The 21,167-nt window shown below is 66.5% G+C and carries 20 protein-coding genes and 3 tRNA genes; 14 read left to right on the forward strand and 9 right to left on the reverse strand.

Going from position 1 to position 21,167, the window contains the following annotated elements; genetic code table 11:
- The first annotated feature begins 75 nt into the window (after positions 1-75).
- Complete coding sequence (locus GOC52_RS12370) at positions 76-582, forward strand: hypothetical protein (protein ID WP_019336451.1); 507 nt, start codon at positions 76-78, stop codon at positions 580-582.
- Positions 583-684: 102 nt separating this feature from the next.
- Here GOC52_RS12370 and ptsJ read toward each other — a convergent pair whose 3' ends face one another.
- Positions 685-1,971 (reverse strand): MocR-like B6 salvage transcription factor PtsJ, encoded by a 1,287-nt coding sequence (gene ptsJ, locus GOC52_RS12375; protein WP_049481970.1) that lies wholly within the window; start codon positions 1,969-1,971, stop codon positions 685-687.
- A 76-nt stretch (positions 1,972-2,047) separates the two neighbouring features.
- Between ptsJ and GOC52_RS12380 the strand changes: the two genes are divergently transcribed.
- From GOC52_RS12380 to GOC52_RS12420, 9 genes are all read left to right on the forward strand, one after another.
- Positions 2,048-2,821: a YggS family pyridoxal phosphate-dependent enzyme gene (locus tag GOC52_RS12380; protein ID WP_010485014.1), complete on the forward strand. Its 774-nt coding sequence runs from the start codon at positions 2,048-2,050 to the stop codon at positions 2,819-2,821.
- The gene (locus GOC52_RS12385) at positions 2,818-3,519 is read left to right on the forward strand and encodes a glutamine amidotransferase (RefSeq protein WP_019660234.1); all 702 of its coding nucleotides are present in this window, start codon (positions 2,818-2,820) and stop codon (positions 3,517-3,519) included. The genes GOC52_RS12380 and GOC52_RS12385 overlap by 4 nt, the downstream gene beginning before the upstream one ends.
- Complete coding sequence (locus GOC52_RS12390; protein WP_010485009.1) at positions 3,516-3,740, forward strand: hypothetical protein; 225 nt, start codon at positions 3,516-3,518, stop codon at positions 3,738-3,740. Before GOC52_RS12385 ends, GOC52_RS12390 begins: the two co-directional genes overlap by 4 nt.
- Before the next feature lie 108 nt (positions 3,741-3,848).
- Positions 3,849-4,355 carry a hypothetical protein gene (locus GOC52_RS12395; RefSeq protein ID WP_191849577.1) on the forward strand — a complete coding sequence of 169 codons (507 nt, stop codon included), beginning with the start codon at positions 3,849-3,851 and terminating at the stop codon, positions 4,353-4,355.
- A 124-nt stretch (positions 4,356-4,479) separates the two neighbouring features.
- On the forward strand, positions 4,480-4,989 hold the full coding sequence (locus GOC52_RS12400; protein WP_019336455.1) for an RNA polymerase sigma factor: 510 nt from the start codon (positions 4,480-4,482) through the stop codon (positions 4,987-4,989).
- A complete protein-coding gene (locus GOC52_RS12405; protein ID WP_191849579.1) occupies positions 4,986-5,912 on the forward strand; it encodes a FecR family protein in 927 nt (308 codons plus the stop codon). The genes GOC52_RS12400 and GOC52_RS12405 overlap by 4 nt, the downstream gene beginning before the upstream one ends.
- A gap of 64 nt (positions 5,913-5,976) precedes the next feature.
- A complete protein-coding gene (locus GOC52_RS12410) occupies positions 5,977-8,448 on the forward strand; it encodes a TonB-dependent receptor (protein WP_191849581.1) in 2,472 nt (823 codons plus the stop codon).
- Positions 8,435-9,235, forward strand: a complete 801-nt coding sequence (locus GOC52_RS12415) for a ChaN family lipoprotein (RefSeq protein WP_191849583.1) — start codon at positions 8,435-8,437, stop codon at positions 9,233-9,235. Before GOC52_RS12410 ends, GOC52_RS12415 begins: the two co-directional genes overlap by 14 nt.
- Positions 9,228-9,941 carry an energy transducer TonB family protein gene (locus GOC52_RS12420; protein ID WP_143994891.1) on the forward strand — a complete coding sequence of 238 codons (714 nt, stop codon included), beginning with the start codon at positions 9,228-9,230 and terminating at the stop codon, positions 9,939-9,941. The genes GOC52_RS12415 and GOC52_RS12420 overlap by 8 nt, the downstream gene beginning before the upstream one ends.
- Here the strand turns inward: GOC52_RS12420 and GOC52_RS12425 are convergent.
- The 8 genes from GOC52_RS12425 to GOC52_RS12460 all read right to left on the reverse strand — a co-directional run bounded on the left by GOC52_RS12425 (position 9,938) and on the right by GOC52_RS12460 (position 19,999).
- The gene (locus GOC52_RS12425; protein ID WP_143994892.1) at positions 9,938-10,372 is read right to left on the reverse strand and encodes a RidA family protein; all 435 of its coding nucleotides are present in this window, start codon (positions 10,370-10,372) and stop codon (positions 9,938-9,940) included. The genes GOC52_RS12420 and GOC52_RS12425 overlap by 4 nt on opposite strands.
- A 185-nt stretch (positions 10,373-10,557) precedes the next feature.
- Entirely contained in the window at positions 10,558-11,460 is a 903-nt protein-coding gene (locus GOC52_RS12430; RefSeq protein WP_143994893.1) for a cation diffusion facilitator family transporter, read from the reverse strand.
- Between the two features lie 28 nt (positions 11,461-11,488).
- Positions 11,489-13,777, reverse strand: a complete 2,289-nt coding sequence (locus GOC52_RS12435; protein ID WP_049449274.1) for an Orn/Lys/Arg family decarboxylase — start codon at positions 13,775-13,777, stop codon at positions 11,489-11,491.
- A gap of 20 nt (positions 13,778-13,797) precedes the next feature.
- Entirely contained in the window at positions 13,798-15,150 is a 1,353-nt protein-coding gene (gene adiC, locus GOC52_RS12440) for an arginine/agmatine antiporter (protein WP_049481955.1), read from the reverse strand.
- A 76-nt stretch (positions 15,151-15,226) separates the two neighbouring features.
- A complete protein-coding gene (locus GOC52_RS12445) occupies positions 15,227-16,660 on the reverse strand; it encodes a DcaP family trimeric outer membrane transporter (protein ID WP_099560295.1) in 1,434 nt (477 codons plus the stop codon).
- Between the two features lie 514 nt (positions 16,661-17,174).
- Positions 17,175-18,017: a thiol:disulfide interchange protein DsbG gene (gene dsbG / locus GOC52_RS12450; protein WP_191849584.1), complete on the reverse strand. Its 843-nt coding sequence runs from the start codon at positions 18,015-18,017 to the stop codon at positions 17,175-17,177.
- Between the two features lie 30 nt (positions 18,018-18,047).
- Positions 18,048-18,851 (reverse strand): TlpA disulfide reductase family protein, encoded by an 804-nt coding sequence (locus GOC52_RS12455; protein ID WP_049454653.1) that lies wholly within the window; start codon positions 18,849-18,851, stop codon positions 18,048-18,050.
- 80 nt (positions 18,852-18,931) lie between these two features.
- A complete protein-coding gene (locus GOC52_RS12460) occupies positions 18,932-19,999 on the reverse strand; it encodes a GlxA family transcriptional regulator (protein WP_019336511.1) in 1,068 nt (355 codons plus the stop codon).
- Positions 20,000-20,185: 186 nt separating this feature from the next.
- Between GOC52_RS12460 and GOC52_RS12465 the strand changes: the two genes are divergently transcribed.
- From GOC52_RS12465 to GOC52_RS12480, 4 genes are all read left to right on the forward strand, one after another.
- A complete protein-coding gene (locus GOC52_RS12465; RefSeq protein WP_010484978.1) occupies positions 20,186-20,599 on the forward strand; it encodes a heavy metal-responsive transcriptional regulator in 414 nt (137 codons plus the stop codon).
- Between the two features lie 89 nt (positions 20,600-20,688).
- Positions 20,689-20,764, forward strand: a tRNA-Ala gene (locus tag GOC52_RS12470).
- A gap of 54 nt (positions 20,765-20,818) precedes the next feature.
- Positions 20,819-20,894: transfer RNA gene (locus GOC52_RS12475), tRNA-Glu, on the forward strand.
- Between the two features lie 184 nt (positions 20,895-21,078).
- Positions 21,079-21,154 (forward strand) — tRNA-Ala (locus GOC52_RS12480).
- Positions 21,155-21,167 lie beyond the last annotated feature (13 nt).

Below are 21,167 nucleotides of genomic sequence, written 5' to 3' on the forward strand. Positions count from 1 at the left end.
ACAACGTCACACAACGAACTGGCCATTGCCGGTCCGCATCCGCTATCGTCGGCACATCCAAGGAAGGACGACCCGATGCCCCGTGCGCTGCTGCTGACCACCCTGGTGGTCTCGACCCTCGCCCTGCTGGTTTCCGGCTGGACCGCCTGGAGCCTGCATCGCAGCCAATCACCACAGCGCATCATCGAGGCGCGCGGGCTGGTCATCCACGATGCAAGCGGCCAGCCGCGGGTGATCCTCGGCGCACCGGTTCCCGATCCGCTCAGCCAGGGCCGCACCCAGGGGCCGCGTGCCACCGCCCTGTCAGGCCTGATCCTGCTCGGTCCCGATGGTTCCGAACGCGGCGGCTACGGTACCAGCGACCGCGGCGGCGAAGCCCTGCTGACCCTGGACGATGCCACCGGCACCACTGAAGTATTCAAGGTCGTCGCCAACCCGGACCGCGGCGCCAGCCTGATGGTCAAGCACCAGAACAACACCGGCGCCATGCTCACCTCCTGGCAGGGCAAGCCGGAGCTGATGTTCGTCGATGACAGCGGCCAGTCCTACTACGTGCGTCCCGGCGCCAACGCCGCGCCCTGATCTGCTTGTGTAGCGTCGAGCCATGTTCGACTGCTTCTATCAACAGCAGCCGAGCATGGCTCGGCTCTACAAAGGCGAAGCAACGTCGAGCATGGCTCGACGCTACAGAGCGAACACCGCCGCCAGGTCATCCGCCAGCTGCCGCAGCTGCGCTGCCCCCAGCGCAGCGCAGGTGATGCGCAGGCCATGCCCCGGCGCTGCCACCGAGAACACTTCGCCCGCGCGCACATGCCATCCACGCGAAGCCAGGGCCAGCACCTGCGGATGGCTGTCGGCCTGCAACGGCAGCCACAGGTTCAATCCTTCCATCGGCAACGGTGTCGGCAGGCCACGCGCATGCAGCAACTCCTGCAGCGAGCGCAGGCGCTGCTGGTAACGCTCACCTGCCGAAGCGATCTTCGCCCGCTGCGTTGCCGACGACAGCACCGAGGTCGCCGCATCCTGCAGCAGGTGACTGACCCAGCCGGTGCCGGACGCCAATCGCAGCCGCAGCCGCATCGCGGTCTCTTCATCGCAGGCCAGCCAGGCCAGCCGCAGGTCCGGGCCGAGCGGTTTGGACAACGAACGCAGCAGCGCCCAGCGCCGGCCATCCAGCGGCAGCACCGAGTGATAGGCCTGCTGCGAGAGCAGCGCGTAGTGATCGTCGACCAACACCGCCACCTGCGGGTAGGCCGCCAACAACTGCCGCAACGCCCGCGCCCGCTTCGCATCCAGGCTGGCCCCGGTCGGGTTGTGTGCCCGCGGGGTCAGCAACACCGCGCGTGCACCGGCCTCCAGTGCCTGCCGCAGCGAATCGACCTGCATGCCATGCGCGTCCACCGCCACCGGCAACGGCGCGTGGCCCACAGCGTTGAGCACGTTGAGGCTGCCGAGGAAGCACGGATCCTCCACCGCGATGCGATCCCCCGGCAGCAGCCACGCCGACAGCAGGCGTTCGATGCCATCGACCGCGCCATGGGTCAGTTCCAGCGCATAGCCCTCCGGGCAGTCCGCATCCAGCGAGGCGCGTGCCAGCGCCTCCAACCTCGGGTCGACCGTGCCCACGCCATACAGCCGTGGTGCGGCCGGGGCCAGGCGCAGGTTCGGCAGCAGGCGTGGATCCGGGTTGCCACCGGCCAGGTCCTGCAGGGCCAGCCCGGGCGTACTGCCTTCACGCGCCAGCGGCGGCGGCAGGCCACGCACCACCGTGCCGCGGCGGCCCGCCGTGCTGGCCAGGCCCGCCGCATCCAGGCGCTTGTAGGCAGCAGCCACGGTGTTGCGGTTCACTCCCAGCTGCTCGGCCAGTTCACGCACCGGCGGCAACACGCTGCCGGCCGGAAGGCGGCCCTTGCCGATGCCGTCGCGGATGCTGTCGAAGATCGACTCGGCGCTATGCCCGGTGATTTTCATTTTGTCCTATGCCAAAATATCTCTTGTCCTGTGCCAGTGTATCCCACCCTGGCCACCCTGCATTGGAGGTGCCCGCATGCCCCTTGCCGCTGCCGACTGGCCCGTCGCCCAGTCCGTTGAACAGATCGCCGCCAACCTGGTCACGGTGCGCCAACGCATCGCCGATGCCTGCGCCCGCGTCGGCCGGGACCCGGCCAGCGTGCGCCTGCTGCCGGTCAGCAAGACCGTCGATGACGCCCGCATCCGCATGGCGGTAGCCGCAGGCTGCCACGAACTGGGCGAGAACAAGGTGCAGGAGGCACAACGCAAGGCTGAAACGATGGCCGACCTGGGCGTGCACTGGTCGGTGATCGGCCATCTGCAGACCAACAAGGCGCGCTACGTGGCGCGCTTTGCCAGCGAGTTCCAGGCGCTGGACAGCCTGCGCGTAGCCGAGGCCCTGCAGCAGCGCCTGCAACTGGAAGACCGCACGCTGGATGTGTTCGTGCAGGTCAACACCTCGGCCGAACCGAGCAAGTACGGCCTGGAACCCGACGCGGTCGAGGCCTTCGTGCAGCAGCTTCCGGCCTTCGATCGCCTGCACGTGCGCGGCCTGATGACCCTGGCCATCTTCACCCCCGATGTCGAGCGCGTGCGCGCCTGCTTCGTGCGCCTGCGCGAACTGCGCGACCAGCTGCAACGCACCGCCCCACCCGGCCTCGACCTGTCGCAGCTGTCGATGGGCATGTCCGGTGATTTCGAAGTGGCCATCGAGGAAGGTGCCACCGTGGTCCGCGTCGGCCAGGCCATCTTCGGTGCCCGTGCCACCCCGGACAGTTTCTACTGGCCGAACAGCGGAGCACCGGCATGAAGCACGCGGTTGTCCTGCAACACGTTGCCTTTGAAGACCTCGGCACCCTGAAACCGTTGCTGCTGGCGCAGGGCTGGCAGCTGCACGTGCTGCAGGCCGGTGTCGATGTGCTCGATGGCGCCGAAACCGCCGATCTGCTGGTCGTGCTGGGCGGTCCCATCAGTGCCAATGACACAGGGACCTATCCCTTCGTCAACGACAGCATTGCCCTGCTGCAGCGCCGGCTGCAGCGGCAGCGGCCGACCCTGGGCATCTGCCTGGGTGCACAGCTGATGGCGCGGGCACTCGGTGCCAGTGTCGCTCCCAGTGGTGGCAAGGAAATCGGCTTTGCGCCACTGCTGCTGACCGATGAAGGCCAGCGTTCTCCGCTGCAGTCCCTGCAGGGCATTCCGGTACTGCATTGGCATGGTGAAGCGTTCGAACTTCCGGCCGGTGCACGCCGCCTGGCCAGCACGCCGGCCTGCCGTCACCAGGCATTCGCCATCGGCAGCCACGCACTGGCCCTGCAATGCCATCCGGAACTGGACGCCCGCCAGTTCGAGCGTTGGCTGATCGGCCACACGCTGGAGCTGGCCCAGGCCGGCATCGATCCCAACGACCTTCGCGCGCAGGCGCGTCGCTATGGCGCACCACTGGCTGCGGCCGCCACCGCGATGTTCGACCATTGGCTGCAGGACCTGCCGGAGACACCACAATGAACTACCGATTGCAGATCCACCGCGATGGCGCCCACTGGGGTCACTTCGACTGCAGCGGCCCCGATGCCCTGCAACGCATGGACGCCATCGCCGCACAGCTGCCTGCCGATCAGGGCTTCCAGCTGAAACGGCAGAAAGGGGTCAGCGAAGAGCGCATCCTGTCCAGCAATGCCGATGGCCTGCGCGTACTGGCTTCTCAGATCCAGTACCGCGACATCTGACCCGACGATGGTAGTGCCGGCCGCTGGTCGGCATCCGACGGGAGAACAGGTTTGCCGGCCAGCGGCCGGCACTACCCTGGCTGTTCGCCCGCGTGCGAAGCTTCACGGATGCTGACCCTGCAACGCGGCAACCACCACGGACTGCTCATCGCCCCGCGCTGGCCCTCCACCCGCATCCAACTGGAAGAAGAGGTACTGCAACGCCTGCTCGACGCGCAGGCAATGCTGCCTGCCGGGCTGCGCCTGCTGCTCACTCGTGGCTTCGAACCCAGCCACAGCCGTCTCGGTGGCTTCCGCCGCGTGGTGCGACGGCTCGGCATTGCAGTGTTCCGCACCTGCTACCCGCAGCGCCGCGATGAGATCGATGCCATCTTCGGTGCCAACGGCCACGACATCGATGGCCGTCATATCGATGTCTCACTGGTACTGCACGGCAAGCGGCTGCGGCTGCTGCCTCTGGGCGTATTCACCCCACCGCGCTGGCAGGATGGTCGCGTCGCCCATCATGCCGAAGCGGTCGCGCAGGTGAAGCGCAGCCTGCAGCATTGCGGCTTCGAGCTGCATCGCAACCCCACCGAAGCCCTGCAGATCCACTGCGACTACTGCCCGCGCTGACGCTGCGGTGGCCCATGTGTACTGCGCCTCATGCCATAGATGCAAATGATTCTCTTTTGCTGTAAGGTGCAGCCGCTGCCCTTGCCGCCGCGGGCTGTTCCCTTTCCCAGTTGTCGCCCGCCCCGTGTCCACGCCTGTCGAACCGACGGATGTCGCGCAGCTGTGCGCAGCCCATTACCGGCCGCTGCACGCCCATGTCCGCCGCAAACTCCCGCAACGCAGCGACGCTGATGACGTCGTCCAGGAAACCTGGCTGCGTGTCGTCAAAGTCGCCACCAGTGGCCTGCTGGGCAATGGCCGCGCCTATCTGTACCGCGTCGCCCACAACCTGATCGCCGATCACTACCGGCAACGCCAGCGCCGTCGCGAAGAGGTGCTGGATGACACGCAGTTGAATGCCATCGCCGATCCTGCGCCCCTGCCCGAGCAGCGACTGCTCGACGCCGAACAACTGCGCCACCTCGACGCGATCATCGCCGCGCTGCCGCCACGCTCGCGCCAGGTGTTCCTGCTGGCCCGTGTGGAACAGTTGGCGCTGGCCGAGATCGGGCGCCAGCTGGGGATCAGCCGGCAGACCGCGCACGGCCATCTGCTGCGCGCCCTGGTCGCATTGCAGCAGGTGCCGGGCGCATGAGCCAGGAGACCATTGCACGCGAAGCTGCACGCTGGTGGCTGGATGCGCACGACGGTGACCGCGATGAGAACGCGTTCGAGCAATGGTGCCGGGCCGATCCACGCCATGCGGCGCAGTACCTGCACCTGCAGGAGTTGTGGCAGGCCGGTGCGGCGACGCCCAGCCTGCAGCGGCAACAGCAGCGCAGGCAACGCCGTCGCCTGCGCGAAGCCGGCATTGCGGTTATGTTGCTGTGCGCGCTGGGTCTCTACAGCCGCCATGCCTCGCCACCCGTGGCACAGGTACTGCGTACGGCCGCTGGCGAGATCCGCGAGGAAACTCTTCCGGATGGTTCGCATGTCCTGCTGTCACCTGGCAGCGAAGTGAAGGTGCGCATCGATGGGCAGCGCCGCCAGCTCCAGCTGCAGCGCGGCCAGGCCTGGTTCCAGGTCGCCGCCGATGCCGACCGGCCATTCCAGGTGCACACCCCACAGGGCACCGTCACTGCACTGGGGACCGCATTCGATCTTGCCGTGCAGGGCAACAGCAGTGTGGTCACCGTTACCGAGCATCGCGTGCGCGTGGACAGCGGCAACGTCAGCATGCTGGCCGACGACGGCGAGCAGCTGCGCTTCGATGGGCAGGCAACAGCCCATGCAACAACGGCTGCCCCCGGAACATTGGCCTGGCGCGAGCGGCGCCTGCACTGGGTCTCGGCCCCGCTGGCCGACGTCACGCAGGGCCTGGACCGCTGGCATGGCGGGCATACGTGGGTCGTCGGCGAGCAGCTGCGCCAGCAGCCGGTCACCCTGCTCGGCAGTGCCGACGGTGCAGCCAGCAATCGCGACCAGCTGGCCACGCAACTGCAGGTGCGCGTGCTGCGCCTCGGCGCGGGCATACAGGTGTGGCTGCCGCCACGCAGGGAGCAGCGTGATGGACCCTGACATCCGGCCTGCGACGGCGTCTACCCAGGATGACGACGTTCTGCGTCAGCCCCTGGAGCCCCCGATGCTGTGCCCCCGCCCCCTTGTCCTTGCCCTGTCGCTGGCCTGCACCAGCGCCCTTCCGCTGCTGCCCGGCAGTGCCCACGCACAGACCGCCACACGCACCTACGATCTGCCCGCCCAGCCGCTGGCGGCCGCGCTGGACGCCTACAGCCGGCTGACCGGTGTCGACCTGGTGATCGGCGCGGCGCTGCCTGCCGGTCATTCGGCCCCTGCTCTGCGCGGTGACTTCGACGATGCGCAGGCCCTGTCACGCCTGCTGGCAGGCAGCGGCCTGCGACCGCGCTTCGTCGATGCGCGCCGCGCCGCCCTGGAACCGGCGCCGGCTGAACGCATCGATGGCAGCCGTCGCACCGGCCCGCTGCGGGTGCAGGGCACTACCGCGCACGGCCAGGCACCGGGGGCCGGCGCCAGCCAGTATGTACCGGCCATCCGCGATGGCTTTGCGCCCTCGGTCGGCAGCGAGCGCGTGGCGATGGCCGAACGCCAGGAAGGCAACAGCCTGCTGCGCTCGATGCCCGGCACCCACAGCTTCCATTCGCGCAGCCAGCCGGGCCTGCAGGTCAACATCCGCGGCATGACCGGTGCCGGCCGGGTCAACACCATGATCGACGGTGTCACCCAGACCTTCCGCAACAATGCCGGGCATGGTTCGGGCGGTCCGTTCGCCTATGTCGATCCCTTCCTGCTGGCCGGTGTGGACGTGCAGCGCGGTGCGGTCGCTGGCGGTGACGGCGCTGGTACGCTGGCCGGCAGTGCCAACTTCCGCACCCTGGATATCGACGATCTGCTGGGTGAGGGCCGTGACTGGGGCCTGCGCGCCGGCTATCGCCATGGCAACAACGGCTATGGCAGCGGCCGCACCTTCGCCGGTGCATGGCGCCACAGCGAAGAAGGTGGCGACCATCAGTTCGGCCTGCTGGCCGCCGCCAGCAGCAGCCGCAGCAGCGAATACGCGACCGCGCGTGGGCAGAAGAACAACGCCGACCCCGGCAGCCAGCAGCCCAGCAGCTGGCTGCTGAAAGCACGCCTGCAGCCCAGCGACCAGCATCGGCTGGACCTGAGCCACATGCGTTACGAAAACGACTTCTACCACAACTACCCGTGGCAGATTTCCGCGCGCAACCAGCGCGCCAGCTACCACTACACACCCTATTCGCCATGGATCGACCTGCGCGCGACCTTCGCGAGCAACAAGACCCGGCTGTTCTATCCGCCGGTGGAAGATTCAAGCTACATCGGCCGCCGCACCCACAGCAGCCTGAGCAGCTGGACCCTCGACAACACCAGCCGCTTCGACATCGGCGCACTGCAGGCGCGCTGGAACACCGGCATCAAGCACCAATCGGACATCTACGTCGCCGATACGCCCATCCTGCGCGGTGCCAACCCGCAGGGTCGCAGCCAGTTGGACAGTGTGTTCAGCACGCTGGAGCTTCAGTACGACATCTATGCCCTGACCGCAGGACTGCGCCAGGACCGCTTCGGCATCCGTGGCCATATTCCGGTGTGTTCGGATGTGCCGGGCCAATGCACGGAGATCAATGGCGGCGACATCGACGTGCGTCGCACTGAGCGTGCACTCAGCCCGAGCCTGGCGGTTTCACTGCAAGCTACCGACTGGCTGCAGCTGTTCGCCGAGGTCTCGCGCACGTCGCGGCCGCCGCGCGTGCAGGAAATGTTCTTCGAGAAGATCCCACTGGAGGACGCCAGCGTCGCCGACGGCATCGGCGCCAATCCGTTCCTGCGCCGCGAGCGCTCGCGCAACCTGCAGTTCGGCGCCAACCTCAGCACCGACTCGCTGCTGGTCGAGGGTGACCTGGCACAACTGCGGGTCACCCGCTTCGACAACCGCATCCGCGACTACATCAAGCCGCAGTACCTGCTGATCGTGCATTCGCCGGAAGTGGAACCGTTCGTGGTGCCGATCGACAGCGATCCGCAGCTCAATGCCTGGACCGATGTGCTGGACGCCGACGACTTCAGCGCCACCACGCGCTGGATGAACCACCCAGGCATCGTGCGCATGCGCGGCATCGAGCTGGAGGCGCACTACGCCAGCGAGCACTACCACGCCACGCTGAGCTGGACCCGCTCGCGTACCAGTGCGCCGGCCATCGAGTTCGTCAACCTGGAAGACATCACCGCGCTGCCCGACCGCTACTGGACGCTGGACGTGGGTGGCCGCTGGTGGCAGCAGCGCGTGCAGGCCGGCCTGCGTGCCGAGTACTCCGGGCCGACCGAGGAAGGCTACGACTTCTTCCAGACCCGCAAGACCGGCGGCACCGGCGTGCTGCTGGACTTCTACGCCAGCTTCAAGCCGCAGGCCAATACAACCCTGTGGCTGAACATCGAAAACCTGCAGAACAAAGCCTATGACAACAATGCCTCGATCGACAGCATCTTCAGCCCGATCCTGGACCGCGGCAACGGCCGTGGCCGCACCGTCTCGATGGGCGTCAATGTGGCGTTCTAGCCGTCGCTGGCTGCCCGTATGCATGCTCGCGCTGGCCACAGTGACCAGCGCGCAGCCGATGCCCGGCACGGTGATCGACCTGGCCAGTGGCCAGCCCCTGGACGAGGCCGCCTTCGTGAAGCGCGCGGCCACAGCCCAACGGATGCTGCTCGGCGAGCGCCATGACCTGGCCGGCGACCACGCCGCCCAGCGCTGGTTGCTGCAGGCCCTGCAACACCAACGCCCGCAGGCTGCCCTGGTACTGGAGATGATCGCCAGTGAGCGCCAGCCACGCCTGCAGCGGGTGCAGCGCTGGCTGGCCAAGGGCAACCACGCCGACGATACGCGCCTGCAGGAGTTGCTTGACTGGGATGCGCGCTGGCCGTGGACGGCCTATGGCGGGCTGGTACAGGACGCCACCGCTGCGGGTACGCCCCTGTTCGGTGGCAACCTGTCACGCGCCGAGGTCAACACACTGCTGGCTTCGACCAAGGCAGTCCGGTTCCCGGTTGCCACTGCACGGCAACGCCTTTCGGCGGTGGTGCTGGCCCAGCATACAGAGGCCGCGCCGATGCTGGACGGCATGCTGGCCGTGCAGCAGGCCCGCGATAGCCGCATGGCGCAGGTGCTGACCCATGCGCCTGCACCGGCGCTGCTGGTTGCCGGCCGCTGGCATGTACTGCGCGGCACCGGCGTGCCTGGCTACCTGCCGCCAGAAGCGCCGTCTCTGGTGATCGCACTTGCGTCACCCGGCGAATCGGTCGACGCCGCCGATGCAGATCTGCTGTGGGTGCTGGACGATGAGTGAGCGCGGCCAACACTGGCAGGCCATCGCGATCACCATCGGCCTTCATCTGCTGCCCTTGCTGCTGCTGGTGCATTGGGTCGCGACGCCACCCATGCTGCCGCCACCGGAACAGGACGTGCGCATCAGCCTGCGCCTGCTGGCACCGGCCACGCCGCCACAGCCGGTAGAGGAACGCCAGGCCGAGACCCCCAGCCAGGCGCAGCAGGCCCGCGCCTCGCAGCCCACGAAGTCGCCGCCGCCACCCAAGCCTACGGCGGCGCGCGAGGGAGAGCTGGCCGCCAGCGAAACGGGTGGGACGGGCCGCCAGCCACTGCCAGTCGCCCCGCCTGCGGCCGCGACCGATGCAAGTCCCGCACCGGCATCGATCACGGCCGCGCCGCCCGCTCCAGACGCGCCACCGGCAGACTTCCAGGCCGGCGCCGCCAGCGACCAGTGGGAAGCCCGCCTGATGGCGCGGCTGGAGCGTTACCGCTACTACCCTGCCGCCGCGCGCTCGCGCCGGCAGCAGGGCACTGCGTGGGTCAGGGCCAGCATCGACCGCGAAGGTCGCCTGCTGGCGCTGCGGCTGGAGCAGTCCAGTGGCCAGCCGATGCTCGATGACGCCGCGCTGCAGACCTTCCGTCGCGCGCAGCCGCTGCCGCCCATTCCCGATGAACTGAAGGCACCGCAGGAGCGGGTGGTGCCCGTGGAGTACTACCTGCGCTAGGCGGCATAGGCCTCCGCCTCGATCTCGAACAACATGCCGTCCAGCGCCAGCCGCGGCACCGGGATCAGCGTGCAGGTGGGCGCCGCGCGGTTCGGCCAGCGCCGCCGCACCTGATGGGCGATGATGCCCAGCCGGTCCTCGTCGTGGTCGACCACCAGAATACGCAGCCGTACCACGTCGGCCAGGCTTGCCTGCGCCGAGCGCAGCGCAGTCTGCAGGTTGTCCAGCGCCTGCCCGACCTGGTCTTCGAAGCTGGGTGAGAGACGGCCCTCGGCATCTTCACCGCCCTGCCCGGCGATATGGATCACGCGCGCCGGCAACCGCACCACGGCAACGTGTGAGTACCCGTTGGCGGAAGAGTCGTAAAGCCCCGGGGGATTGAACAGTTCCAGCAGGCCATGACTGAGGTCCGGGGTGGTCAGCAGGTTCATGCCGCATGCCTCGTAGGGGATGCGAGACAGTCTGCGACCTCAACTCTGGTTGAGGTCAAACAGATCCGGTGCAACAGACTGGTCTGCCACGCGTAACGATCACGCCGACGTGTAGAGCCGAGCCCGTGCTCGGCTGCGCTGCGCGAATGGCAGCCGAGCATGGGCTCGGCTCTACCGTTCCCCGCTCACGTCCACGCCGGGTCTGCCGTGAAATCGATGGTCAGCCAGAACGTGCTGCCCCGCGCATCCAGGCATACCGCGATCTCATCGCGCATCGCATCAACCTCGCCCACCGACCCCAGCGGCGTACCCGGGTCGGCCAGCACATGGATCTCGATGAAGCGCATCCGCCCCATCTTCGCCACGTGACTGGTGAAACCGGCATAACCGCGCTCGGCAACGAATGCCTGCATCACCTGCTGCACGCGCCGGTCCAGTTCATCCGGCGCCACCTGCAGCACTTCTCGCATGGCCTTCCACGCGCTGCGCGCCGGCACCGGCAGCACCGCCAGGCTGATCAACGCCAGCACGATCGAATCCAGGTACGGCACCCAGTGGTGCCATTCGCCCCCCTGCAGGGCCAGGGCCAGTACGAAGGCCAGTACCACCGCCAGGCTCATCAACCCACCCAGCAGCCAGCCACGCACGTCCAACCACAGCAGCGCCGAGCGCAGATGCCGCGCTTGCTGGGCGACAAACAGCGCCATCGCCAGGTTGCTGGCACTCAGCAGTGCCGCCCACCACAGCGCGGGCCCGAATTTCACTTCGTGCCCGCCCGTGGTCAAGCCAATCACCGCGTTGGCCAGCGCATACACGCAGGCCAGCGACAGGATCACCCCACCGAGTGCCTCGACCATTGGCTCCAGGTGCCAGTATCCGTACTGGAAGCGCGGGCTCTGTTCCCGCGCCACCAGCCGCAGCACCGACAACGACACCAGGGTCAGCGCGACGTCGACCAGGCTGTACACGCCGTCGAACAGGATGGCCTGCGATCCCACCAGCAGGCCACCGCCGAAGCCGACCGCGCTCACCGCCAGGGTGACCCCGATCGAGAACTTCAGGATGCGTTGCTCGCGCGCGGTATCCATCGTCCGCCGAAGGGCCGACCGTTGCCGGTCAGGCCTTCAGCACCTCCACCTTGTACGAAACCGCATCACCCTCCTGCTCGATGATCAGCCCGTGCACGTCCGACTCGAAGCCCGGGAAACGCGCGTTCTGTTCGCGGGCGATGCGCAACGACTGGATGATCGGCTCGTCGCTGTCGCCGAAACGTTCGCCGGGCATGATGGTCGGAATGCCCGGCGGGTACGGCACCAGCATGGTCGCGGCGATGCGGCCGCTGATCTGCTCGATGTCGACCCGCTCGATCTCGCCCTTCACCAGGTGGTTGTAGGCGTCGGCCGGGGTCATCACCGGCGTCGGCAGATCCACGTACATCTCGCGCATCACCTTGGCCACCGCGAATTCCTGGTTGAACGCATGCAGCGCGTCGCACAGGTCACGCAGGCCCCAGCCGGCGTAGGCATTCGGATAATCGGCGGCCAGCGTCGGCAGTGCCTGGCTCAGCGGCGCATTGCGGTCGTACAACTCCTTGAACGCCATCAGTTCGGTGACCAGGGTGCTCCACTTGCCCTTGGTGATGCCCATCGAGAACAGGAACAGCACCGAGTACAGGTTGGTCTTCTCCACGGTGATGCCGCGGCCCCACAGGAACTTGCTCAGCACCGCTGCCGGGATGCCCAGCTTGCCCATGCTGCCGTCCATCGCCAGACCCGGGGTCAGCAAGGTCACCTTGATCGGGTCGATCAGCACATAGTCGTCGACCAGGTTCTCGAAGCCATGCCAGTGGGCGTCCGGTTGCAGGTACCATTCTTCGCGCTTGGCCACCAGCGGCGCCGGCGTATCGCCCTTGTCCAGACTGCGCTCGAGCTTGGTCGGCTGCCATACGCTGAACCACCAGTCGTCGCGCCCCAGGTCATCGCGGACGTGCAGCATCGCGCGGCGGAAGGCGATGGCTTCGTCGTGCATTTCCTGCACCAGCGAGCGGCCGGCGTCGCCTTCCATCATCTTCGAGGCCACGTCACAGGCCGCGATCACCCCGTAATGCGGGCTGGTCGAGGTATGCATCATGAACGACTCATTGAAACGCTCCGCGTCCAGGTTGCGCTGTGCCGAGTTGCGCACGTGGATCATCGACGCCTGCGAGAACGCCGCCAGCAGCTTGTGGGTGGAATGCGTGGTGAAGATGATCGCATCCTGCTCGCGCGGCTTGCCCTTGGCCATGCCGTAGTGGTTCTCGTAGAACGGATGGAACGCCGCGTAGGCGTACCACGCTTCGTCGAAGTGCAGGAAATCGACCGCGCTGCCGATCTCGTCAGCGATCTTCTCGGCGTTGTAGCACAGGCCGTCGTAGGTCGAATTGGTCACCACCGCGATGCGCGGCTTGGAACCGGCCTTGTAGGCCTGGCTGGCCAGCGGATTGGCGGCGATGCGCTGCTGCAGCGACTCCGGCGTGAACTGGTCCAGGCTGATCGGGCCGATGATGCCGTGCGCGTTGCGGCTGGGGGTGAAGTACACCGGCACCGCGCCGGTCATGATCAGCGCGTGCAGCAGCGACTTGTGGCAATTGCGATCTACGAACACCACGTCACCGCGCGCCACCGTGCCGTGCCAGACGATCTTGTTGGCTGTGGAGGTGCCATTGGTGACGAAGAAGGTATGGTCGGCGCCGAAGTTGCGAGCCGCTTCTTCCTCGGCATCCTTGATCGGGCCGGTGTGGTCCAGCAGCGAACCCAGCTCCGGCACCGAGATCGACAGATCGCTGCGCAGGGTGTTCTCACCGTAGAACTGGTGGAATGCACGCCCGACCGGTGACTTGGTGAACGCCACGCCGCCGGCATGGCCCGGCGTATGCCAGGAATAGTTCGACTCGGCCGCATGATGGATCAGCGCCTTGAAGAACGGCGGCAGCAGGTTCTTCATGTAGTCTTCGGCCGCGCGCATCACCTGCCGCGAGATGAAGCTCTTGGTGTCTTCGAACAGGAAGATGAAGCCGTGGATGTACTTGAGCAGCTTGCTCGGCACCTTTTCGATGGTGCGGCGCTCGCCGTACAGGAACACCGGCAGGTTGGCGCGGCGCGCGCTCTGCTCGCGCAGGAAGGCGGTCAGGCGCTGGAACTCGCCATCCACCTCTTCGCTGCCATCGATCGAGATCAGCACTGCCGAGGCCGCTACGTAGGTGCGGGCGCCAGCACGGGCATCATCCAGGTTCAGGCCGCACAGCACGCGCTGGTCGTTGCTGCGCAGCTCTTCCACCAGGGCGCGGATCAGGATGCCGCCGATGCGCGGCGACTCGTAGTCGTTGTCGATGACAATGACCGGATAGTCCAGGGACTTGAAGTACACGTTGATTCTCCTTGTCGAACTCAGGAACGCTGGGCGCCGGCGCTGATGGCCGATGCCTCGCGGGCGCGCTGCCGCTGCTGGCGGCGCTCCTCGCTGAAGAAGGGATAGAACACGGTGATGAACAGCACGAACAGGAAGGCGTACTGCACGATGGTTCCCGACGAGCCGTAGATCGCCCACAGGCAGTACACAACGGTCAGGCTGGTCAGGGTCCAGAACGCACCGGTATGGACCAGGGTGTGCGAACGCTCGACCACGAAGTAGCAGGCCACGCACGAGTAGATGTAGGGCAGCAGGGTTAGTACCACGGCGGCCGACGTGATGACGTCGAACTGTGCCGACGCGGTTTCCGAGGTGGAGGTGACCAGCACCGCCAGGGTCATCAGCACCGCTACGATCAGCACGCCCTTGACCGGCACGTCATCCTTGTTGGTCTTGCTGAAGATGCTCGGGAACAGCCCGTCGTCAGAGGCCGCCTTGGCGCTCTGTGCGGTCAGCAGGATCCAGCCGCCCAGCGAACCCGCCGCGCCGATGAAGGCGCACAGGCTGACCAGCGCACCGCCCCAGCCACCGACGGCCTTGGCCGCAGCCAGCGCGAACGGGGCATCGGAGGTCTGCAGTTCGCCGTTGGGCACCATGCCCATGATCACCGAGGAACTGGCGATGTAGGCGATGGCAGCCAGGAACACGCCGGCCAGGGTGGCACGGGCCACGTTCTTTTCCGGGTTTTCCACCACGCCGGCGGTGACCGAAGCAGATTCAACGCCGATGAACGCCCACAGGGTCAGTGCCGCGGCGCTGGAGATCGCGCCGAAGTTCGACTCGCCGGACACGTTGTAGGCGCCCTTGAAGATATCGGCATCGAAGAAGAACCAGCCGAAGATGGCGATGCCCAGGATCGGGACCAGCGCAAAGCTGGTGGTGACCGTCTGCACGCGGCTGACGAAGGCCGGGCCGATCACATTGGCGAAGCTCAGCGCCCACACCAGCACCAGCACCGCGATGCAGCGCACCAGCGGCTCGGACAGGATCGGGAAGAAGTAGCTGAAGTAGCCGACCGCCGCAATCGGGATGGCGACGTTGCCGATCCAGTTGGCGAACCAGTAGATGGTGTTGGTCTGGAAGCCCATGTAGGGCCCGAACCAGTCGCGCGCATAGGCGTATGGACCGCCCGCCTTGGGCGCCAGCTTGCCCAGCTTGGCAAACACGAACGCCAGCAGCAGCGCACCGGCGGTGGTGATCAGCCAGCCCCAGATCGAGGCGGTACCGATCTTGGCCAGGCTGGAGGGCAGCAGGAACACACCGGAGCCCATCATGTTGCCGGCGACGAGGAAGGTGGCTCCGACCACCCCGATTTTCTTTGCTTCTGCCATGACAATCTCCTGTACTGGCATGAGCCCGGTGCGGCCGGGCGTGGGGACGGTTGCGCTGGCGTAACGCCGCTGGCGCTTACTTGATGAAGTTGTATTGCAGGCTGCCCTGCACCCGGACCGTGTCGCCGCGCGCGCCGCCCTGCTGTTCCAGGCGCCCGTACAGCAGCTCCATGCCCATCGTCCACGACGGTGCCGGGCTCCAGATCAGGTTGAACACGCCGTAGCGACTCTGACGGAATGCGTCGGCCGCCAGTGCAGCATTCCGCTCCAGGGTCAGCTGGCCGAAGATCAGGTTCGAACGCCACAGCTCGGACCAGTAATGGGTGTAGCCAACGAAACCACCGTGCAGGTCCAGCGCATCAAGGCGGCCATCGGCACCGACCACCGCGTCCAGCCCGGAGCCGGTCAGGTCAGCGGTGTAACGGCTCAGGCCGCGCCCGCCGAGGGCACCGAACAGCAGCAGGTCGCGCTCGCCCACCGACGCCGATCCGCTCAGCTGCAGGCCACCGGCCATGCGCCGGTCGCGCTCATCGTCACCGTCATACGCCAGGCTGCGTGCCACCGCGCCCAGTTGCAGGTGGCCCCAGTCGCGCTCCATGCGCGCCGTCACCGTCACATCCGGCAGCCGGTTCACCGCCGCGTGCTCATCGCTGGCACCGGCAAGTTCAGTCTTCGGATCTTCGGCGGCAACAGTCAGGGTGTTGCCCTTGCCCATCGCAAAGCTGTGGTGGATGCCGGCCACCAGCAGATAGCCCGCACCACCCGGACCAGCGAAATCCAGCGTGTCAGGCAAGCTGTCCGGATCCATGAAGCTGGAATAGCCGTAGCCCGCGTAGGTATTGCCGAGCTGGCCATAGGCGTGGCGCAGGCGGAATTCGTAACCATCGCTGCTGCCGAAGAAGTCGTTCTCCAGGTAGAAGCGCAGGTTCCCGTGCGAGGTCGGGCGCCGCGCCTCGAAACTGAAGCGGGTCTGCTTGGCATGGATGTTGAAATTGGACACGTCACGATGACGGCCGCCCACTGGCATCGACGAAGGAATGAACTGATCTTCGTCGCCGGCTGCGCGCGAATCGGCGATGGCATCGAGCTTGGCGTAGCCGCCAATGCGGATCACCGTATCGGTGCCGGGAATGGCGAAGAACCCCTTCAGATCCGGGTCGGTTGGGCCGGCCGCACTGTCCGGTCGCGATGCCGCGGTGGAAGGATCGGCCACCGATTCACGCTGCGGCAGCACCGGTTGTGCCACGCCCGGCACCTGGGTGGGATGCAGCAGATGGGTAGCGCCTGCAGGTGCGGTCGCAGGCGCAGGGATCTGCGCGACGGCAGGCGCAACCGCGCCATTGCGCTGCTCAAGCCGATCCAGCCGCTGCTGCATGCCCTCCAGTACCTGACGCATGGCCGCGATCTCACGGCGCAGCGCCTGCGCGTCCTCCTTGTCATCAGCCTGTGCATATGCCGGCGTGATCGCCAATACGGTCAAGCAGGCCAGACTCAGTACCGCCACGCGCATTGCATCCTCCCTGGACGTCCATGTTCATCTCGCAGGCCGAACGCACGCATGCGCGGCTCCGGCCCCACGTTGCAGTTGCTGGAAATGCGGATACTGCGTCGACGGCGGCGGCCAGCCTGCGCACTGCAGGCAACAGGACGATGACACTGCCCTGCCCGCACCGATGTCGACTCCATCAAGGCCGCGCTGCCAAAGAGGTGGCGACCGCAGCGGTCTGGGTAACAAGCACGGAGTGAGAATGTCGTGAATGGCTGTGCCGGCCGACCCTGATCAGGGCGTGGCGAGCGCGGCATCCGTCGCGCAGTGACGCTGTATTCCATGCGTCACAGGCTAATCCGCCTGTCGTTTTTGGCCTTGATTGGAATCAAGGCGTGATGCTTGATGTCAGTCACGATTCAGACGTGACGATGAACCAACGTTGCGCGGGCCTGCAACCGGAAGGCCGGCCACAGAATGCAACAGGCCCGCATGCTGCCATGCGGGCCTGTGCAATGTTTCATGAAGCTGGCGCCAGTCAGCGCGGGCCGAGCACCGTCTGCAGATCGGCACCCTGCGGCAGGCCCGCACGACGCTGTACCTGGCCCTGTGCGTCCTGGAACAGAATGCCCGGCGTGCCCTGGAAGCCCATTTCGATCATCAGTACCTGATTGGCATCGAGCTTGCCAGCAATTTCGCGGCTGATGTTCGGCAGCGCCTTGATGCCACCGCGATCAAAATCGTGCTCGTTCTGCAGCAGCGCTGCACTCGGGTCACGGGCTGCGAGGATGGCCGCCGCCTTGGCCGGGCTGTCCTCGCGGATGACGCCGACCATGATGTGACGCAGCTGCACCTTGCCCGCATCGACCCAAGGCCGTGCCGCTTCCCAGAACTTGTGGCAGTAAGGGCAGTTGGCATCGCTGAAGGTATAGACCACGCGCGGCGCATCGGCCTTGCCGTCACGTACCCAGCCGCTGGATTCCAGTTTGGTCCACATCTTGGCCGACATCGGCGAGGCCACCAGCTTCTCAACGGCCTCAGCGGCTACATCGTTGCCCTCCGCATCGAACAGGCTGCCGACCAGTACATGCTTGCCATCAGCAGTGACATAGGCCGCTGCCGGCTGCTGGCCGCCGACCACGCCGGCGAAACCTCGCAGGCCACCGGGGGCATCGAATTCGGCGACGACCTCGAACCCATGCTTCTCGATGCCCTTCAGCACCGCAGGGCGATCGCCCTTGTTGGCAGCGGCTGTGGCGCTCGCTGCCGGTGCCGCGGCGGTCTTGCCCGGCGGCGTCTGTGCCTGGCTGCAGGCGGCCAATGCCAGCAGGACCGGCAGCAACAGCACCGCCGGGGCGGTGCGCAGGGAAGTCGACAACATGGGAACTCCGTAGTGAGATGCCCGCGCAGGCTACCGCAGCCGGCGCAGTTTGTGTTCAAGACCCGCTGCCGTCAGTTCGCCGAGGTGCAGTTCACGCAGGCGCCCTTCGGCGTCGAAGAACAGGGTCGAGGGATAGGCCTGCACACCCAGCACCGTGGATGCCGCAGCGTCATCGTCCAGCAATACGTTGCCCAGCAGGAGCCGTTCGCGCGCAACGAAACCCTGGACCTCCTCAAGGGTTTCACCCTGGTTGAGGAACACGAACTGCACGTCCGCATGTGCCTGCTGTGCCGCTGCCAAGACCGGCATCTCGCGCCTGCAGGGACCACACCAGCTGGCCCACAGGTTCAGCACCAGTGGCTTGCCACGAAACTGCTGGAGATCCACTCTGCCCCCTTGCAGATCAGCAACCTGCAATACCGGCAAGGGCATCCGCCGCTCTTGCCAGGCGGACAACAGCTGACTGCCGCCGGCCCAGAGCAGCACACCTGCCAACGCCGCGCCCAGCACCGGGGCGCGCAACGCCCGCCATGGGCGCAACCGCCACAGTCCCCATGCCAATCCCGCAACCAGGACAACCGCGAGGTGGTAGCCACCATCGGCAATCTGCAGAATGCTCCACGGCGCCTCGCGATACAGCGCGAAGTTCAAGGCCACGAAGCTGATGCGACCACACAGCAGGCCCACCAGCAGCATGTCCAGAACCATGCTGGGTGCGGAAGGCAGCGGCATGCCGTCCTTCCTGCGTGGCCACAGACGCGCCACGGCCATCGCCAGCACTACGCACACGAGAATCAATACCACCGGCATCGGCACCGGCCCAACGCTCGACATCAGACCACCTGTTCAATCGTCCACTGGCTGCATGGTCGAAGTGTCGCGCTCCGGTTGCAAGCCCGACGATGCTGCCCGCATCAGGCCGCGCTGCGCCCCAGTTGCATCACCGACGGCGATTGCAGCCCGCGCAGACTGCCCGCCACCGACGGCATCAAGGGCCGCTCGCGGCGCTTGCTGCTGACGTGACGCCGATAGTTCGCCGGCGTCATGCCAACGATGCGCAGGAACAACCGGCGAAACGCACTCTGATCGGCGTAGCCGACGCCCCAGGCCACCTCATCGATACCCGCTCCCTGCTGCAACAGGGTCTGCGCCTTGGCGATGCGCAGCCGTTGGCAGTACTCGATCGGCCGCAGGCCGGTGGCCTTGAGGAACCGCCGCTGCAGCGTGCGCGGCTCCAATCCGGAGACTTCGCAGATCGCGGCGAGGGTGGCGCCGCGTGCCGCCGTGGTGTGCAACCAGCGCTGTGCCTTCAATACATCACGATCGCCATGTGCGAAGTTGGCGCTGAAGCGTTCCAGATCCTGCTGGATCGTGGCGGGCACGGTGATGCCCAGCTGCTGCGCCACCGCACTGGCCACGCCCTGCCCATGCAGCCGGTACAACAGCCGCAGGCCCAGGAAGCGCCAGGCCTGGCCCCCGCCGACCGTCAGCAGGTCGCCGTCATCCACCAGCGCCCGCTCGCTCGGCACCCAGCTCGCGGCCTGCGCCTGCAGGCCTGGATGGCGCCCGAGATCGGGGCCACTGACCGTACGCCCGGCCAGCAATCCGGCCCGTGCCAGCACGCTGACGCCATCACTGGCGGCGGCCAGCAGGCTGCCACCGTCATAGTGCGCGCGCAGCCAGTCCAGCAGGACCTCATCCGCGCGCAGGCACGCGCCAGCACTGATCTGGCCGGGAACCGCAATCACAGCCGGGATGGCCGCATCGAGCATTTCCGCACCCGCAATACGGTGCACACCAGTCTGGCTGGCCGGCACGATCCAGCGGGTGACCAGCACCCTCTTGAACGGCCGGCGCTGCTGCTGGGCAAGGCGATTGGCAACGTGCGCCATTTCGGCCAGTACGGAGGCGGCAGACGGATCACCTCCCGGGTATTCAACCACTGCGATCTCGACGAATCCTTCGTTCCTGAATCCTTCCACAGGCCACCTCCTCGGTTCGTTGCAGGCCATCGAACGGCCGGTTCAGGCGAAGGGTAGGAACTGGCCCATCGGCGGGGCTATGAAGAAAGTTGCAAAGTGCGCTGAATGCGCGCACCCGGGCCAAGCCTTGACTCTCGACCAGACTCCAGGCTTCACAATGGCCGGCAGCATCCGCAGGAATCCGCCATGAACATTGGACAACTGGCCCGCCAGGCGGGCGTGCCGATCGATACGGTGCGCTACTACGAACGACAGCAGCTGCTGCCGACCGCGGCCCGCTCGGCGGGTGGCTACCGCATCTTCGGCGAGCAGGATCTGCGCCGGCTGCGATTCATCCGCCGCGCCAAGGCGCTGGGCTTCAGCCTGGAAGAGATCGGCGAGCTGCTCGTACTGAGCGATCAGCACTCGCAGGACATGGGCAGCGTGCGCGACACCGCGCAGGCCCGCCTGCAGGACATCGCGCAACGGATGGCCGAGCTGCAGCGCATGCACACCGCACTTTCGCAGCTGGTCGACGCCTGCCCCGGTCACGGCACGCTGGACCAGTGCCCGATCCTGGCGGCACTGACCGACAACGTTGCACAGGCCAAAGGCGACTGACATCGGCTTCGCAACGCACGTGAAGAAAAGTGCAACAAATGCTTGCCAACCCCCTGGGGCAAGGCTATTATTTCGCTCCTCAGCGACGTGGGGCCATAGCTCAGCTGGGAGAGCGCCTGCATGGCATGCAGGAGGTCAGCGGTTCGATCCCGCTTGGCTCCACCAATCTTTCGGCATTAGGCCGTCGAAAGGTCGCTAAAGAACATTGATGAGAATTGCGTCCCCATCGTCTAGAGGCCTAGGACATCACCCTTTCACGGTGGCGACCGGGGTTCGAATCCCCGTGGGGACGCCACTCATCACGAACAACGAGGACCCGGCCGATAACCGGGTCTTTTTTGTTCACCGCCTACCAGCATTCAGGTAGTGGCGTTGCGGTTCCCCTGCCCTCGCGGCCGCGGTTGAACCGGAACGAAAAAAGCTCAAAAAAAGCTTCCACAAACGTGAACACGCAGGTATGATAGGCGGCTCGGTAACACGGGGCCATAGCTCAGCTGGGAGAGCGCCTGCATGGCATGCAGGAGGTCAGCGGTTCGATCCCGCTTGGCTCCACCACTTTCGACATTAG

Source organism: Stenotrophomonas sp. SXG-1 (genome assembly GCF_014083965.1).
GTDB lineage: Bacteria > Pseudomonadota > Gammaproteobacteria > Xanthomonadales > Xanthomonadaceae > Stenotrophomonas > Stenotrophomonas geniculata.

Excerpts from the sequence above, each read along its gene's own strand:
- GOC52_RS12385 (WP_019660234.1), top strand. The coding sequence starts at position 2,818 with ATGAAGCACGCGGTTGTCCTGCAACACGTTGCCTTTGAAGACCTCGGC.
- adiC (WP_049481955.1), bottom strand. The coding sequence starts at position 15,150 with ATGGCAGAAGCAAAGAAAATCGGGGTGGTCGGAGCCACCTTCCTCGTC.
- GOC52_RS12410 (WP_191849581.1), top strand. The coding sequence starts at position 5,977 with ATGCTGTGCCCCCGCCCCCTTGTCCTTGCCCTGTCGCTGGCCTGCACC.
- GOC52_RS12465 (WP_010484978.1), top strand. The coding sequence starts at position 20,186 with ATGAACATTGGACAACTGGCCCGCCAGGCGGGCGTGCCGATCGATACG.
- GOC52_RS12380 (WP_010485014.1), top strand. The coding sequence starts at position 2,048 with ATGCCCCTTGCCGCTGCCGACTGGCCCGTCGCCCAGTCCGTTGAACAG.
- GOC52_RS12430 (WP_143994893.1), bottom strand. The coding sequence starts at position 11,460 with ATGGATACCGCGCGCGAGCAACGCATCCTGAAGTTCTCGATCGGGGTC.
- GOC52_RS12390 (WP_010485009.1), top strand. The coding sequence starts at position 3,516 with ATGAACTACCGATTGCAGATCCACCGCGATGGCGCCCACTGGGGTCAC.
- ptsJ (WP_049481970.1), bottom strand. The coding sequence starts at position 1,971 with ATGAAAATCACCGGGCATAGCGCCGAGTCGATCTTCGACAGCATCCGC.
- GOC52_RS12395 (WP_191849577.1), top strand. The coding sequence starts at position 3,849 with ATGCTGACCCTGCAACGCGGCAACCACCACGGACTGCTCATCGCCCCG.
- GOC52_RS12415 (WP_191849583.1), top strand. The coding sequence starts at position 8,435 with ATGTGGCGTTCTAGCCGTCGCTGGCTGCCCGTATGCATGCTCGCGCTG.
- GOC52_RS12370 (WP_019336451.1), top strand. The coding sequence starts at position 76 with ATGCCCCGTGCGCTGCTGCTGACCACCCTGGTGGTCTCGACCCTCGCC.
- GOC52_RS12405 (WP_191849579.1), top strand. The coding sequence starts at position 4,986 with ATGAGCCAGGAGACCATTGCACGCGAAGCTGCACGCTGGTGGCTGGAT.
- dsbG (WP_191849584.1), bottom strand. The coding sequence starts at position 18,017 with ATGTTGTCGACTTCCCTGCGCACCGCCCCGGCGGTGCTGTTGCTGCCG.
- GOC52_RS12445 (WP_099560295.1), bottom strand. The coding sequence starts at position 16,660 with ATGCGCGTGGCGGTACTGAGTCTGGCCTGCTTGACCGTATTGGCGATC.
- GOC52_RS12420 (WP_143994891.1), top strand. The coding sequence starts at position 9,228 with ATGAGTGAGCGCGGCCAACACTGGCAGGCCATCGCGATCACCATCGGC.
- GOC52_RS12425 (WP_143994892.1), bottom strand. The coding sequence starts at position 10,372 with ATGAACCTGCTGACCACCCCGGACCTCAGTCATGGCCTGCTGGAACTG.
- GOC52_RS12455 (WP_049454653.1), bottom strand. The coding sequence starts at position 18,851 with ATGTCGAGCGTTGGGCCGGTGCCGATGCCGGTGGTATTGATTCTCGTG.